The 15,640-nt window shown below is 60.8% G+C and carries 13 protein-coding genes; 9 read left to right on the top strand and 4 right to left on the bottom strand.

Translation table 11 applies throughout. The features are described 5' to 3' along the window. Positions 1 to 6: 6 nt before the first annotated feature. The 7 genes from AC3ISI_RS27540 (at position 7) to AC3ISI_RS27510 (ending at position 7,317) form a co-directional block, all read left to right on the top strand. Positions 7 to 870 (top strand): LysR family transcriptional regulator, encoded by an 864-nt coding sequence (locus AC3ISI_RS27540; RefSeq protein WP_489334640.1) that lies wholly within the window; start codon positions 7 to 9, stop codon positions 868 to 870. Positions 871 to 1,094: 224 nt separating this feature from the next. After that, positions 1,095 to 2,171 carry a putative 2-aminoethylphosphonate ABC transporter ATP-binding protein gene (locus AC3ISI_RS27535; protein WP_194940457.1) on the top strand — a complete coding sequence of 359 codons (1,077 nt, stop codon included), beginning with the start codon at positions 1,095 to 1,097 and terminating at the stop codon, positions 2,169 to 2,171. Beyond that, positions 2,171 to 3,895, top strand: coding sequence for a putative 2-aminoethylphosphonate ABC transporter permease subunit (locus AC3ISI_RS27530; RefSeq protein ID WP_489334639.1), 1,725 nt, complete (start codon positions 2,171 to 2,173; stop codon positions 3,893 to 3,895). Before AC3ISI_RS27535 ends, AC3ISI_RS27530 begins: the two co-directional genes overlap by 1 nt. Before the next feature lie 40 nt (positions 3,896 to 3,935). Next, positions 3,936 to 4,961, top strand: coding sequence for a putative 2-aminoethylphosphonate ABC transporter substrate-binding protein (locus AC3ISI_RS27525; RefSeq protein ID WP_489334638.1), 1,026 nt, complete (start codon positions 3,936 to 3,938; stop codon positions 4,959 to 4,961). A gap of 146 nt (positions 4,962 to 5,107) precedes the next feature. After that, on the top strand, positions 5,108 to 6,241 hold the full coding sequence (locus tag AC3ISI_RS27520; RefSeq protein WP_489334637.1) for a TIGR03364 family FAD-dependent oxidoreductase: 1,134 nt from the start codon (positions 5,108 to 5,110) through the stop codon (positions 6,239 to 6,241). Further along, complete coding sequence (locus AC3ISI_RS27515; protein WP_489334636.1) at positions 6,241 to 6,807, top strand: phosphonate degradation HD-domain oxygenase; 567 nt, start codon at positions 6,241 to 6,243, stop codon at positions 6,805 to 6,807. Before AC3ISI_RS27520 ends, AC3ISI_RS27515 begins: the two co-directional genes overlap by 1 nt. An 84-nt stretch (positions 6,808 to 6,891) precedes the next feature. Then, positions 6,892 to 7,317, top strand: coding sequence for a hypothetical protein (locus tag AC3ISI_RS27510; RefSeq protein ID WP_489334635.1), 426 nt, complete (start codon positions 6,892 to 6,894; stop codon positions 7,315 to 7,317). A gap of 136 nt (positions 7,318 to 7,453) precedes the next feature. On the opposite strand, the gene AC3ISI_RS27505 is transcribed toward AC3ISI_RS27510, so the two are convergent. After that, a complete protein-coding gene (locus AC3ISI_RS27505; protein ID WP_489334634.1) occupies positions 7,454 to 8,830 on the bottom strand; it encodes a GTPase/DUF3482 domain-containing protein in 1,377 nt (458 codons plus the stop codon). Next, a complete protein-coding gene (locus tag AC3ISI_RS27500; protein ID WP_489334633.1) occupies positions 8,823 to 10,193 on the bottom strand; it encodes a DUF2868 domain-containing protein in 1,371 nt (456 codons plus the stop codon). Before AC3ISI_RS27500 ends, AC3ISI_RS27505 begins: the two co-directional genes overlap by 8 nt. An 86-nt stretch (positions 10,194 to 10,279) precedes the next feature. On the opposite strand from AC3ISI_RS27500, the gene AC3ISI_RS27495 reads away from it, so the two are divergent. Beyond that, positions 10,280 to 10,792, top strand: coding sequence for a dihydrofolate reductase (locus AC3ISI_RS27495; protein ID WP_489334632.1), 513 nt, complete (start codon positions 10,280 to 10,282; stop codon positions 10,790 to 10,792). 123 nt (positions 10,793 to 10,915) lie between these two features. On the opposite strand, the gene AC3ISI_RS27490 is transcribed toward AC3ISI_RS27495, so the two are convergent. Next, positions 10,916 to 12,307 (bottom strand): L-cystine transporter, encoded by a 1,392-nt coding sequence (locus tag AC3ISI_RS27490; RefSeq protein WP_489334631.1) that lies wholly within the window; start codon positions 12,305 to 12,307, stop codon positions 10,916 to 10,918. Positions 12,308 to 12,549: 242 nt separating this feature from the next. Between AC3ISI_RS27490 and AC3ISI_RS27485 the strand changes: the two genes are divergently transcribed. Beyond that, positions 12,550 to 13,605, top strand: coding sequence for an HAD family hydrolase (locus AC3ISI_RS27485; RefSeq protein ID WP_489334630.1), 1,056 nt, complete (start codon positions 12,550 to 12,552; stop codon positions 13,603 to 13,605). A gap of 191 nt (positions 13,606 to 13,796) precedes the next feature. Here AC3ISI_RS27485 and ilvD read toward each other — a convergent pair whose 3' ends face one another. After that, on the bottom strand, positions 13,797 to 15,638 hold the full coding sequence (ilvD, locus tag AC3ISI_RS27480) for a dihydroxy-acid dehydratase (RefSeq protein ID WP_489334629.1): 1,842 nt from the start codon (positions 15,636 to 15,638) through the stop codon (positions 13,797 to 13,799). Between the last annotated feature and the right edge of the window lie 2 nt (positions 15,639 to 15,640).

Raw genomic sequence — 15,640 nt, 5'->3', positions numbered from 1 at the left:
ACGGGTGTGCTGAGTGCCGAGCTGAAGGCGTTTTACATGGTGGCCCGCCTGGGCAGCATTACCCTGGCGGCGAAGAAGCTCGGTCTGAGCCAGCCCACGGTGACGACGCAGATTCGTAACCTGGAAAATCAGTATTCGGTTGAACTGTTTTACCGTGGCGGCCGCCGCCTCAGCGTCAGCGATGAAGGCGCGCGGTTGCTGCCGATGGTCAAGGCGTTGTTGCAGCAGGAAGCCGACATCGAGTTTTTCCTGCGTAACAGCGGTCAGGTCCAGGGCACGCTGCGTATTGCGGCCACGGCGCCGTATTACATCCTGGATCTGGTGAAGACTTTTCGTGAGCGCTTGCCGCAAGTGGAAGTGTCGGTAGAAATCGGCAACTCTCAACAGGTGCTCGAAGCGCTGGAGGATTACCGGGTCGATGTCGCTGCGTCGTCGCAGTTGCTGGACGACGCGCGACTGATTCGCCGGGTGCTCGGCAGCGATCCGCTGGTGCTGGCGGTGCATCGCAATCATCCGCTGGCGGTTCACGACCATGTGCCGCTCAGTGCGTTGGCCGGGCATACATTATTGATGCGCGAGTCGGGCTCGACCACTAGGCGCTTGACCGAAGAGTTGCTGGCCAGCGCCGGGGTGAGTTTCGGGCCGCTGCTGGAGATTGGCAGCCGCGAGTCGATTCGTGAGGCGGTGCTGCGCAACATCGGCATCAGCATCATTGCCCGGCAGGAAGTGCCGCATGATCCGCAACTGCGGGTGCTGACCATCGAAAATGCGCCGCAGATTCCCGAGTACCTGTATTGCCTCAAGGAGCGCAAAGGTGCGCGGCTGCCGGCGGCGTTTCTCGGGTTGGCACAGGAAATGGCCCCGGCCTGAGACGTGTGGTGACTGTGCGGGCCTCTTCGCGGGCAAGCCTCGCTCCTACAGGTTGATCGCCTGCCCCTGTAGGAGCGAGGCTTGCCCGCGATGGCGTCAGTCCAGACAACGCATCGCTCAACCCAAATCCCTGAATACCACTATCAGCCTTTTTTGCCTCACTGCCACATGACGGACGCATTACATCCCTAGGATGGCCTTCATCTGCTTGATGAGGCCTGTCCATGAACCACTCGATCGCAACTGCCCTGACCAATCCCGGCGCCCCGATGAAGGTGCGCGGCGTACAGAAACGCTTCGGTGCCTTCACCGCACTGGATAATGTTTCCCTCGACGTGGCGGCCGGTGAACTGGTGTGTCTGCTCGGTCCATCAGGTTGTGGCAAAACTACATTACTGCGCTGCATCGCCGGCCTGGAAAAACAGGACAGCGGCGAGTTGTACCTCGGTGATCGCGACGTTTCCCACCTGGCACCCCAGGCGCGGGACTACGGCATTCTGTTCCAGTCCTACGCGCTGTTCCCCAATCTCACCGTCGAAGCGAACATTGCCTACGGCCTCGCGGGCAGCGGTCGTGATGAAGTGCGCAAGCGTGTCGGTCAGATGCTGGAACTGGTCGGCCTGATCGGCAGTGAGAAAAAGTACCCCGGCCAATTGTCCGGCGGCCAACAGCAACGCGTCGCCCTGGCCCGAGCCCTGGCGCCAGCGCCCTCACTATTGCTGCTGGACGAACCGATGTCGGCGCTCGACGCCCGGGTTCGCGAGCACCTGTGCACCGAGCTGCGCCAATTGCAGCGCAACCTCGGCATCACCACCCTGATGGTCACGCACAATCAGGACGAGGCCATGCTGATGGCCGACCGCATTGCCGTGATGAACAACGGCAAGGTCGAGCAGTACGCCACGCCGCAGGAAATCTACGACCGTCCGGCCACACCGTTTGTGGCGGAGTTCGTCGGCCAAGGCAATTGGCTGCCGTTCCGCCGCAGCAGTGACAGCCACGCCCAGGTCGGCGGGCTGAATATGCGCCTGGCCGATGGCAGTGCGAAAACCGCCTCCGGCCGGTTGTTCTGCCGCCCCGAGGCGATCAACGTCAATCCGCTGGTACACGAAGAAAACCTGTTCCCGGCCAAAGTGCGCGAAATCACCTTCCTCGGCAACCGTTGCCGCATGAGCTTCGAACTCGACCAATTGCCAGGTCACCCATTGCTGGCCGAACTGGCGCCGGAAGCCATGCCGCGCCTCGGCGCGCAGCAGATTATGGTCGCCTTGCCGCCTCGCAGCTTGCAGGTGTTTGCCTGATGAGCGCGAACATCGCGCTGCCGATACCGCACAAGCAGGTTCGGCAGATCTCCCGTGTCGGAATCGGCGACCGGGTGTTCGTGGTCGGCGGCAAAGTCCTGTTGCTGATATTGCTCGGCGTCGCTGTGTTGATGCCGTTGCTGGCGATCTTCTGGCGCGGCTTCAGCTCCGAAGCCGGGCAGGGCGGTGGCCTGGTGGCCGCGTGGGATTTGGTGACCAGCGAGAATTTCCACTGGCTGTTAGGAAATAGCCTCAAGGTTTCCCTCAGCGTCGCGGCGATTGTCGTACCGCTGGCCTATCTGTTTGCCTACGCCCTGCAACGCACATTGATTCCCGGCAAGGGGATCTGGCGCGGGATTTCGCTGCTGCCATTGATGGCGCCGTCGATGCTGCCCGGTATTGCACTGGTCTATCTGTTCGGCAATCAGGGCCTGTTGCGCAGTTTGCTCTCGGACAATATCTACGGCTTCTGGGGCATTGTGCTGGGCGAGGTGATCTACACCTTCCCACACGCCTTGATGATTCTGCTGTCGGCGCTGTCCCTGGCGGATGCGCGACTGTTCGATGCCGCCTCCAGCATGGGCGCGAGCCCGGCGAAAGCCTTCCGCAGCATTACCTGGCCGGCGACGCGTCAGGCCGTGTTCGCCGCGTTCTGCCTGGTCTTCACGTTGACCATCACCGACTTCGGCGTGCCCGTGGTGGTCGGTGGCGACTATCAAGTGCTGGCCCTGGAAGCTTACAAAGCCGTGGTCGGTCAGCAGCAATTCGGTCGAGGCGCATTGATTGGCATGGTGTTGTTGCTGCCGGCGTTGTTCAGCTTCGGCGTCGATGCCTGGTTGCGTCGACGTCACGGCGACTCCATGAGCGGGCGTGCGCAAGTCTTCAAGCCTGCGCCATCGAAACTGCGCGACGGCTGCTACCTGGGCATCGTGTTGCTGATCAGCGCGGCGTTGCTGCTGGTGTTCGGCATGGCGATATTCTCTTCGCTGGTCAAATTCTGGCCGTACAACCTGTCGCTCTCGCTCAACCACTACCAGTTCAACGACACGGCGGGCGGCGGCTGGCTGGCGTACGGCAACAGCGTGAAGATGGCGTTGTGCACAGCGTTGATCGGCAGCGTGCTGATCTTCACCGGCGCGTACCTGATGGAAAAAACCAAGGGCCAGCGCGGACTGAACCTGACCCTGCGCATGCTCAGTTTCATACCGATGGCGGTGCCGGGACTGGTGCTGGGCCTGGGTTACGTCTTCTTCTTCAATCTCACCGGCAACCCGCTGCATGTGCTCTATGGGACCATGACTTTGCTGGTGGTCTGCACCATTGCTCACTATTTGACCACCGCACAAATGACCGCAACCACTGCGCTGCGTCAGCTCGACGCCGAGTTCGAAGCCGCCGCGTTGTCGCTCAAGGCGCCGCTGTACCGGCACTACCTGCGGGTCACCGTGCCGATCTGCCTGCCGGCGCTGCTGGACATCGTGCGCTACCTGTTCGTCTCGGCCATGACCACGGTCTCGGCAGCGATCTTCCTCTACAGCCCCGACACCATCCTCGCGGCGGTGGCGGTGCTGAACATGGATGACGCCGGCAATGTCGGCGGCGCGGCGGCAATGTCGACCCTGATTCTGTTCACCTCGGCGGGCGTGTCCCTGCTGCTGGCCTGGGCTTCGCGCGGTTTGCTGCGCCGCTCTCAGGCCTGGCGGCAGACCGCGCCTGGCCATTGATTTTGTACAACCCACTCAACTCAACAACAGGAAAACGATCATGTTCAAGCCCCTGGCCCTGGCCGCTGCTGTTCTCTCCGCTTTCAGCCTGAACGCCTTCGCGGCGAAAACCGAGTTGACGGTGTACACCGCCCTCGAAGCTGAACAACTGACCGCTTACAAGGCAGCGTTCGAAAAGACCAATCCGGACGTCGAAATCAAATGGGTACGTGATTCCACCGGGATCATCACCGCCAAGTTGCTGGCCGAAAAAGCCCGCCCACAAGCCGACGCCGTCTGGGGCCTGGCCGCTTCGAGCCTGGCGATCCTCGACCAGCAAGGCATGCTGCAAAGCTACGCGCCGAAGGATCTGGGCAAAATCGGCGGCAACTACCGCGATGCTGCTAACCCGCCAGCCTGGGTCGGCATGGATGTCTGGGCCGCGACCATTTGCTTCAACACCGTCGAAGCCGAGAAGCAGGGTTTGACCAAACCCGTGAGCTGGCAAGACCTGACCAAGCCTGAGTACAAAGGCAAAATCGTCATGCCTAACCCGGCCTCGTCCGGCACCGGTTTCCTCGACGTCAGCGCCTGGCTGCAAACCTTCGGCGAGAAGCAGGGCTGGGCGTACATGGACGGTCTGCACCAGAACATCGGCCAGTACGTTCACTCCGGTTCCAAGCCTTGCAAACTGGCAGCTGCCGGCGAATTCCCGATTGGTATTTCCTTTGAATACCCGGCCGTTCAGCTGAAGCGCCAAGGCGCACCGCTGGACATCATCCTGCCGAAAGAAGGCCTGGGCTGGGAGATCGAAGCAACCGCCGTGATCAAGGGCACACCGCATGAAGACGCGGCGAAGAAGCTGGCTGACTTCTCGGCCAGCCCTGCGGCGATGGAGCTTTATAAAGAGAACTTCGCTGTTCTTGCCCAGCCTGGGATCGCCAAGCCGCAGACTGAATTGCCGGCCGATTATGAGCAGCGCTTGATCAAGAACGACTTTGCCTGGGCTTCCAAGAATCGCGATGAAATCCTGACCGAATGGCGTAAGCGCTATGACGGCAAGTCCGAGAAAGTGGTTGCCAAGTAAGATCTTCATTGGCTGACAGGGTCTCTTCGCGAGCAGGCTCGCTCCCACATTGGATCTCCAGTGGATGGAAATTTGGGGCTATCCCCGATCAAGTGTGGGAGCGAGCCTGCTCGCGATAGCGGTCTCGAATTCAGAGCAAAAACACCATGACACACCACAACCACATGCTGATCGTAGGCGCCGGCATCCTCGGCCTGTCCCACGCCTACGCCGCCGCCAAACGCGGTCTAAAGGTCACCGTCTTCGAACGCAGCGAAACACCTTTGGGTGCCTCGGTGCGCAACTTCGGCCAGGCCCTTGTCACCGGCCAGCCACCCGGCCCGATGCTCGAACTGGCCAAGGCCAGCCGCGAGATCTGGGGCCAGTGGGCGCAACTCGCCGGCCTGCAACTCAAACGCAACGGTTCGTACCTGTTCGCCCGCACCGAAGCGGAAGAACACCTGCTGGAAGCCTTTTGCGTCGGCCGCGCTGTGGAGCACGGTTACCGCGTCGAGCTGCTGCGCGGCGCGGCGTTGCGTGATCTGTACGGCGGCCAGTTCAGCCATCACCGCGCCGCGTTGCACGGGATGGACGATCAGCAACTGTATTCCCGGGAGGCGATTCCGGTGCTGATTGATTACCTGCGCCACGAACTCGGCGTCACCTTTCACTTTTCGACCCTGGTCCGCGACATCGAGCCGGGTCGTTTGCACAGCACTGCCGGCACCTTCAGCGCCGAGCAGATCATCGTGTGCTCCGGACACGATTATCAGACCTTGCTGGCCGAGCCAATCGCCGCACTCAACCCACAAATTTGCCGTCTGCAAATGCTCCGCGCTCGCCCGCAGATCAACCTTAACCTGCAACATGCGTTGCTCACCGGATTGAGTTGCGTGCACTACGGCGCCTTCGCCGATCTGCCGGAAGCGGCGGCGGTGCAGGCGCAGATTCTGCGAGACGAGCCGCATCTGCATGACAACGGCATTCACTTGCTGATCAGTCCGACGCCATATGGCGAATTGATCATCGGCGACTCCCACCACTACAGCAGCGATCCGTCGCCGTTTAACGTCGAGCAAGTGGACGACTGGATGATCGAACTGGCCGAGCAGACGCTGCGTTGCAAGGTGCAAGTGGTTGAACGCTGGCAGGGTGTCTATGGATCACGAGGGCCTGGGCCGTTTTCATTCCTGCGACCAGCACCGGGATTGAGCGTGGCGCTGATGCATACCGGTGTTGGCATGAGCGTCGGGCCAGCGATGGCTGAACGTAATGTGGCGACTTTGTTGGGAGAGCGTTGATGAGTAACCACGAACAGGTGATCACCGAGGTGTTCGGTCTGTACGAACGCTTTGGCGCCAGCGATTACATTGGCGAACCGGTGTCACAGATCGAGCACATGTCCCAGGCGGCGCAACTGGCGATGGCTGAAGGCTTCGATGATGAAGTGGTGCTGGCCGCTTTCTTTCATGATATCGGGCACATCTGCGTCGAAAGCGCCGAGAACATGGGCGGCTTTGGCGTTGTCAGCCACGAACGACTGGGTGCCGATTACCTGCGCCGTGCCGGTTTCAGCGAACGCATGGCGCGACTAGTGGAATACCACGTGCAGGCCAAGCGCTATCTGACGCTGAAAGAGCCGGGGTACTTCGAGCGTTTGAGCGAGGCCAGTCGCCGTACTCTGGAATATCAGGGCGGGGTGATGACCTCTGCCGAGGCAGAAGCCTTCGAGCAAGATCCTCTGTGCGAAGTCAGTTTGCGCATGCGGCAGTGGGATGAGTTGGCTAAAGAGATGCGCGTGCCGGTGATCGACCTCGATATCTTGAAGCACAAGGCTGTCGGTCTGTTATCTCGCGAAGTGAGTTGAATTGTCCCACGTGCAATAGAGAACGGGCGCATGGACCGTAGGGACGATCAGGTCCAGGCTGATCTTTTCGACAGGAGCGCATGGATGCGTTATCTAAAAGTCATCGCACAGGATCGAAGTGGTAACGGGCAAGCCGATACGCTGGATTTCCGCTTTTATGAAGATGAGCAGCTACAGCGCGTAGCCACGCAAGCGGACCTGCAAAGACTGAAGCGCTTGGGTACCACCTATTTGAAATGTGCCTGGTACAACGCTGGCGAAAGCGAGGCGCGGCATTTGCGAATCTTCTCGCAAAACCCCAGCGCCGATGGCACCCCGGAAACGGTGCGGTTGCACTTTCATGAAGGGTCGCAAATTGCCTATAAAGCGGCGGTGCACGACCTTGATAACGATGGAGCGTATGAGGTGGTGTTGAGTACTGACGTCGACAACGATGGCCGGGCGGATCGCACGGATCGAAACCGGGTTAGTGCGTTGGTGCGTGAGTTTTTGAAGGTTGGCTGGTGGTGAGCGAAGCTGAAACCGCGTCGTGGCCATCGTCGGAACGCCGCCCGGGGCCGGCTCACTCCTACAGGGGGAGCGCATTCCAATGCAGGAACGAGCCTGCTCGCGATGGGGCCAGCCCAAACACCACAAGCATCGAAGCTCACAACTGCTGCGCCAACACCTCAATCTGCTCCTGCCTTTGCGCCTGATTCAACTTCGCCTGCGGATTCAGTGAAGACCATTGCGGATGCGCCCGAGCCTTGTTCAATGCCTCGGGCAGCTTGCCTTCGCGCCAGGTTTTATCTTGGGGTGTAGCAACATGAATGCTGTTCATTGCCGCGTGCCCACGCGCATTCAGCGCCTGTAGCAACTGGCGCTGACGTAATGCCAACAACCGCAGCACGCTGTCATCGATGGTCAGTTCTCGCTGGCCTTTAATCTTGCCTATTAACCGGCTGCCATAGCTGCGAACGGTTTGCAGTGCGCCACCGGCAATCGCGCCGGCCAGTGCTGCTGCGCCAAGTGTCAGGCCGCCCACCAGCAAGTCGACTCCGGCCCCGGCTGCCGCGCCGGCTGCGATCCCGCTGCCGACCCGCACACCGAGCTGTTTCAGGGTTTCCGGGTTGAACAGATCATCGCCCCAACGGCCATCAAGCAGCGGCAGATCACTGGCCGCAGCATCCTGTGGACGAAACGCGTAAAGCTTGAGCAGCGCTTCAACGCAACGTTGTTCCCGTTGGCGCACGGCTTTGTGCAGATCGATGATGGCGTGCTGTTCCAGCTCCGCATCGCTGGCCACGCTGCGTCGGCAGGCGGCGCAATCAATCAGCAATTCGGCAATCAGCCGCTCTGCGCTTTGCTGGCGGGCCAGGCGTTGAGCCTGTTGATCGGCGATCAATCGCTCAAGCTGTTCACGGGAGTTTTCCAGCAACAAAGCGAGGCTTTCATAGAGGCGACGTTCGCCATCTTCCGGCGGTGCGACGCTGTCGAAACGCACCAGGGCATGCAAGCCCAGACGCGCCAATGCTTCACGCCAATCCGGCTCGCGGTGATTGGCACTGCTGACGAAGTTCAGCACCGGCAGCAGCGGTTTGCCGCAACTGGCCAGCACTTCCAGTTCATCGCGGTACTTGGCCAGCACCGGTTCGCGGGCATCGATCACATAGAGGCCGGCGTCGCAGGTGAGCAGTTGCCGCAACACTTTGGCTTCCTGCTCAAAGCGCTGCCGGGCTTCACTGCCCTCAAGGAATCGCGCCAGGCGTGCCGGGCCGTCGAGGCGTTCGCCAGGACGCTCCAGGCGTTCGAGGTAGTCGAGCAGGGCAATGGCGTCTTCCAGACCGGGCGTGTCGAAGAGGTCGAGCAACGGCTCGCCATCCACCGACAAACGTGCGCCTTCGACATGGCGCGTGGTGCTGGGACGATGGGACACTTCGCCGAAGCCGACATCACGGGTCAGGGTGCGCAGCAATGAGGTTTTGCCGACGTTGGTGTGGCCGACCACAGCGAGTTTCAATGGGGCCTTCCAGGCGTTACTCATGACCGGTCTCCAGCCAGTTCATCGGCGCGCAATCGGCGAACGGTAACTCCAGCTGCTGCAATGCGACGTGCCAGTCACCCAGTCGTTCGGCATCCAGCGCTTCGCCGGGTGGCGCTTGCAGCAGCCAGACACGGGTGGCGCCAGCATTGCGCGCCAGTTCGGCGATCAGCGCGAGGCTGCCACGGTCCGGCGAGCGACGTGGGTCGCAAGCGATGACCAGACGCGCGGGTGGAAAACGGCTCAATTGTTCGAGGAGTCGGTTACGCGATTCACGGCTGTCGAGGACACCGGCGTTGGCCACGCTTTTCGGCAATTGCGGAGGCCATGGACGCTGGCCATCCAGTTCGATGGCGACCAGCAGGGCGCCGTCGCTTTGCTGGTCAGTGACACCGCGTTCCACGCGATGAATTTGCTCCGGCGCTGCATCACTGATGCCCAGGCGCTCGCTGGTGGGCATCAATCGCTCGCGCAGTTGGGCATAGCCGGGCAGGTTCAGGTCCAGATGCAACTTCGCCTGCCCGGTTTTCCAGCGCCACCGGCAAAACAGCATCAGCAGAAGGCGCGGCAGCACCCCGTAGATCAACAGGACACCCACCAGCCAAGCGGCCCAGGCCTGTCGAGCGCTTTCAATGCTCAGCGCGCCATCGCCACTGGCGCGGATCATCTCCACACTGGGCACGCTGAAGCCGAGCAGGGCTGGCAACGCGCCGAGAGCCTGGGTCATGGCGACGAAGGTGTCAGCGCTCAAAATAGTGGTTTCCCAGACGAAGCCGTAGCGCCGGGTGGCCATCAACGTCAGCAGAATCGCCAGCGCGCTGAGCATCGCCAGCAGCCACAAGCCATTGACCAGCGTGCCAATGGCCCAGCGATTGAGTTTCTGTCGTTGCAACAACAGCAATAGGGCCGGGGCCAGTTGCGCGGCTTTGGCATCGCGCGCGAGTTTTTCGCTGAGCCACAGCCACAAGCGCCCGAGGGTGGCGCCGTGTTCGCCGGCGAAGACCAGGCCCAGCGCCCAACTCAGCAACAGAATCAGATTCAGCCCGAGCAAACTGCCCAAGGCCCAGAACACGTTCACCGGGGTTTGCCCGTCACCCATCGCGGCGAAGGACAGACCTGCACCGCTGATCACGGCCAGCACCGCCATTACGATCAGCGCCAGTCGCGCACCTTGCAACCAGTGTTGCAGGGCGTTGGCCAAACCATCGCGTTCGGCCAGCCACACGGCTCGTCGTTGAATCCGTGTCGGCAGGTCGCCGCCAGCGCTGCGGGCCAATCGGTTGGCTTCCAGATCTTCAAGGGGCCCGGCGTGTTCTTCGCGCAGGCGGATGGTTTCTGTCAGCCAGAGGTTGTTCAGTTCAGTCACGCGGCATCCCGTCGCTTAGATTGAGTCGTGAGCATAACCGCTGTGGCGCTTATCGGGGTACGGATGGCTCTGGTATCCTCGGCGGCATGACTAAATCACTCCCCCTCAGCCTGATCGCAGCCCTCGGTGAAAACCGCGTGATCGGCGTCGACAACAGCATGCCCTGGCACTTGCCGGGGGATTTCAAATACTTCAAGGCCACCACCCTCGGCAAGCCGATCATCATGGGTCGCAAGACCTGGGATTCCCTCGGTCGGCCGCTGCCGGGCCGATTGAACATCGTGGTCAGCCGTCAGGTGGATCTGGTGTTGGAGGGCGCGGAGGTCTATCCGTCGCTGGAAGCCGCGGTGGTTCGCGCCGAAGCATGGGCGAAGGCGCAGGGCGTCGATGAGTTGATGCTGATTGGCGGCGCGCAGTTGTATGCGCAGGGGATGGCCCAGGCGGACCGGTTGTATCTGACCCGCGTGGCGCTGAGCCCGGAAGGGGATGCGTGGTTTCCGGAGTTTGATTTGGGGCAGTGGAAATTGGTGTCCAACACTCCGAACCCAGCTGAAGGCGACAAGCCTGCGTACAACTTCGAAGTCTGGGAAAAAGCCTAAAAGCATCGCGAGCAAGCTCGGCTCCTACAGGGTTTTGAGGTGGTACACACACCGTGTGAACACCACTGATCCCTGTAGGAGCCGAGCTTGCTCGCGATGAGGCCCGCCCGATCGCTGGAAGACTCAGGCGTGAGCCAACTCCGAATGCTCATCCGCATCCAGCAATTCTTTATCCGTCTGCTGCATGATCTGGCTGGTAATCGCCCCCGCTGTCATCGACCCGCTGACGTTCAAAGCCGTGCGCCCCATATCAATCAGCGGCTCGACCGAAATCAGCAACGCCACCAGTGACACCGGCAAACCCATCGCCGGCAACACGATCAGCGCGGCGAACGTCGCGCCACCACCCACGCCCGCCACACCGGCCGAACTCAGCGTCACGATTGCCACCAGCGTCGCGATCCACAACGGGTCCAGCGGGTTGATGCCCACGGTCGGCGCGACCATCACCGCCAACATCGCCGGGTACAGACCGGCACAGCCGTTCTGGCCAATGGTTGCGCCAAACGATGCGGCGAAGCTGGCGATGGACTGAGGAATGCCCAAACGGCTGGTCTGCGCTTCAATGCTCAGCGGAATCGTCGCCGCGCTAGATCGGCTGGTAAAGGCAAACGTCAGCACCGGCCAGACCTTGCGGAAGAATCGCAGCGGGTTGATCCCGGCGAGGGACACCAGCACACCATGAACCACAAACATCAGGCCCAGTCCGAGGTAGGACACCACTACAAAACTGCCGAGCTTGATGATGTCTTGCAGGTTGGACCCGGCGACGACTTTGGTCATCAGCGCCAGTACGCCATACGGCGTCAGCTTCATCACAAGCCGAACCAGACGCATCACCCAGGCCTGCAGGGTGTCGATGGCGTTGATCACTTTCTGACCTTTCTCGACGTCATCCTTCAGCAATTGCAAGGAGGCGACGCCGAGGAACGCCGCAAAAATCACCACGCTGATGATCGAGGTCGGTTTGGCGCGCGCCAGATCGGCAAACGGATTTTGCGGAATGAACGAGAGCAGCAGTTGCGGCACGTTCAAGTCGGCGACCTTGCCGGCGTAGTCGCTCTGGATGGTTTGCAGCCGCGCCATTTCCTGGGTGCCGGCCACCAGGCCTTCGGCGGTCAGGCTAAACAGGTTGGTCAGACCGATGCCGATCAACGCCGCGATGGCGGTGGTGAACAGCAGCGTGCCAATGGTCAGGAAGCTGATCTTGCCCAAGGACGACGCGTTATGCAGACGGGCCACAGCGCTGAGGATCGAGGCGAACACCAGCGGAATCACGATCATTTGCAGCAGCTGCACGTAACCGTTGCCCACCAGATCGAACCAGCCAATCGAGGCTTTCAATACCGGATTGCCGGCGCCATAAACGGTGTGCAGTGCCACACCAAACGCCACGCCCAACACCAGGGCGAGCAGGACTTTTTTCGCCAGGCTCCAGGTGGTGTGGCGGGTTTGTGCCAGGCCAAACAGCAGGGCAAGGAACACCAGCAGATTGAGGATCAGCGGTAGATTCATAAAAACTCCGATCAGACGTGTGCCAGCTACCTTCCGGGGCAGCCGCGAGCCGGCAAGCCTAACAGCTTGATATCTAATGAATTAATATCAAAAACAGAGGTTAAGTGTCGTTTTTGGAATAAGCGGGTGTCGCTGTCAGGGATGCAGCTGGCGCGATAGGTACGGTACTGGTCGCTGGCAGACGGGGACTGTCACACTTATTTGTTAGCGTCGATGTCTTTCACATTCAGGGAGAATCGTCGATGAAGTTCGTACCGAAATTACTGGCTGCAGCACTTTGCCTGGGCCTTGCCGGCCAGGCACTCGCCACCGACTTGAAACACTGGCCCGCCGATCAGGCCAAGGCGCTGGATGCAATGATTGCCGCCAACGCCAACAAAGGTAACTACGCGGTGTTCGACATGGACAACACCAGTTACCGCTACGACCTGGAAGAGTCGTTGCTGCCATTCATGGAGAACAAGGGCCTGATCACCCGCGAGAAACTCGATCCCTCCCTGAAACTGATGCCGTTCAAAGACACCGCCGACCACAAGGAAAGTCTGTTCAGCTACTACTACCGCCTCTGCGAAATCGACGACATGGTGTGCTACCCATGGGTCGCCCAGGTGTTCTCCGGCTTCACGCTCAAGGAACTCAAAGGTTATGTCGATGAGTTGATGGCGTCCGGCAAGCCGGTGCCGGCCACTTACTACGACGGTGATGTGGTCAAGAACCTCGACGTCAACCCGCCGAAAGTCTTCACCGGCCAGGCCGAGTTGTACAACAAGCTGATGGAGAACGGCATCGAGGTCTACGTGATGACCGCCGCGTCCGAAGAGCTGGTGCGAATGGTCGCCTCCGATCCGAAGTACGGCTACAACGTCAAACCGCAGAACGTCATCGGCGTGAGCCTGCTCCTCAAGGACCCGAAGTCCGGCGAGCTGACCACCGCGCGTAAACAGATCACCGCGGGCAAGTATGACGAGAAGGCTAACCTTGGCCTCGAACTGACCCCGTACCTATGGACCCCGGCGACCTGGATGGCCGGTAAACAGGCGGCGATCCTGACCTACATCGATCAGTGGAAAAAACCGGTGCTGGTCGGCGGCGACACCCCGAGCAGCGACGGCTACATGCTGTTCCACAGCGTCGACGTGAAAAAGGGCGGCATCCACTTGTGGGTCAATCGCAAAGACAAATACATGACCCAGATTAACGGCATGATGGCCACAAACGCCGCGGCCCAGGCCAAGGAAGGGCTGGAGGTTACGGCGGACAAGAACTGGGTGATCGTGAAGCCGGAAGAAATCCAGTAAGCCCACACAGATCCAAATGTGGGAGCGAGCCTGCTCGCGAAGACGGTGTGTCAGTTGTCATCTCTGTTTCTGACATACAGCTTTCGCGAGCAGGCTCGCTCCCACAGGGGATCTACAGTGTTTGGGAGTTTTGATCAGACAAAAAAAATGCCCCGCACTTGGCGGGGCATTTTTATTGCTGCGATTGACGCTTACAGCCCATCGAGCATCGCCTTGTTACGCACGGCACCCTTGTCGGCGCTAGTCGCCAGCAGGGCGTAGGCTTTCAGTGCGGTGGTCACCTTGCGTGGACGTTTTTCCACAGGCTTCCAGCCTTTCTGATCCTGCTCGGCACGACGCCCGGCCATTTCTTCGTCGCTGATCAACAGGTTGATCGAGCGGTTCGGAATGTCGATCAGCACTTTGTCGCCGTCCTGCACCAGACCAATGGCGCCGCCCGCCGCTGCTTCTGGCGAAGCGTGGCCGATGGACAGGCCCGAGGTGCCGCCGGAGAAACGGCCGTCGGTGAGCAGGGCGCAGGCTTTGCCCAGGCCTTTGGATTTAAGGTAGGACGTCGGGTACAGCATTTCCTGCATGCCCGGGCCGCCTTTCGGGCCTTCGTAACGAATGATCACGATGTCGCCGGCCTTCACTTCGTCAGCGAGGATGCCGCGCACGGCGCTGTCCTGGCTTTCGAAGATCTTCGCGTTGCCTTCGAAGACGTGGATCGATTCGTCGACGCCAGCGGTTTTCACCACACAGCCGTCCAGCGCAATGTTGCCGTAGAGGACGGCCAGGCCGCCTTCTTTCGAATAAGCGTGCTCGACACTGCGGATGCAGCCGTTTTCACGGTCGTCGTCCAGGGTTTCCCAGCGGGTCGACTGGCTGAACGCAGTTTGCGTCGGAATGCCCGCCGGGCCGGCCTTGAAGAAATGATGCACGGCTTCGTCGCTGGTCTGGGTGATGTCCCACTTGGCGATGCCTTCGGCCAGGGTCTTGCTGTGCACGGTCGGCAGGTCGGTGTGCAACAGGCCGCCACGGGCAAGCGAGCCGAGAATGCTGAAGATCCCGCCGGCACGATGCACGTCTTCCATGTGGTACTTCTGGATGTTCGGCGCGACTTTGCACAGTTGCGGCACATGACGGGACAGGCGGTCGATGTCGCGCAGGTCGAAATCGATCTCGGCTTCCTGGGCCGCGGCCAGCAAGTGCAGGATGGTGTTGGTGGAACCGCCCATGGCGATGTCCAGCGTCATGGCGTTTTCGAACGCCTTGAAGTTGGCGATGTTGCGCGGCAATACCGACTCGTCGTTCTCGCCGTAGTAACGCTTGCACAGCTCGACGATGGTGCGGCCCGCTTGCAGGAACAATTGCTCGCGATCGCTGTGGGTGGCCAGGGTCGAACCGTTGCCCGGCAATGCCAGGCCCAGGGCTTCGACCAGGCAGTTCATCGAGTTGGCGGTGAACATGCCGGAGCACGAACCGCACGTCGGGCAGGCGCTGCGCTCGTACTCAGCGACTTTCTCGTCAGAAGCGCTGGAGTCGGCGGCGATCACCATGGCGTCGACGAGGTCGAGACCGTGGCTGGCCAGTTTGGTCTTGCCGGCTTCCATCGGGCCGCCGGAGACAAAGATCACCGGGATGTTAAGGCGCAGAGAGGCCATCAACATGCCAGGGGTGATCTTGTCGCAGTTGGAGATGCAGACGATGGCATCGGCACAGTGGGCGTTGACCATGTACTCGACGGAGTCGGCGATGATCTCGCGGCTCGGCAGCGAATACAGCATGCCGTCGTGGCCCATGGCGATGCCGTCATCCACGGCGATGGTGTTGAATTCTTTTGCCACACCGCCGGCGCGTTCAATCTCGCGGGCGACCAGTTGGCCCAGGTCCTTGAGGTGGACGTGGCCCGGAACGAACTGGGTGAAGGAGTTGGCAATGGCGATGATCGGCTTTTTGAAGTCGTCATCTTTCATCCCCGTGGCGCGCCACAGTGCGCGGGCACCGGCCATGTTGCGGCCGTGGGTGGATGTTTTCGAGCGGTAATCAGGCATGA

The sequence above is a fragment of the Pseudomonas sp. GL_139_B genome (assembly GCF_057834475.1).
The sequence above is the reverse complement of the archived record's forward strand: the minus strand, read 5'-3'. Positions and strand labels throughout refer to the sequence as shown.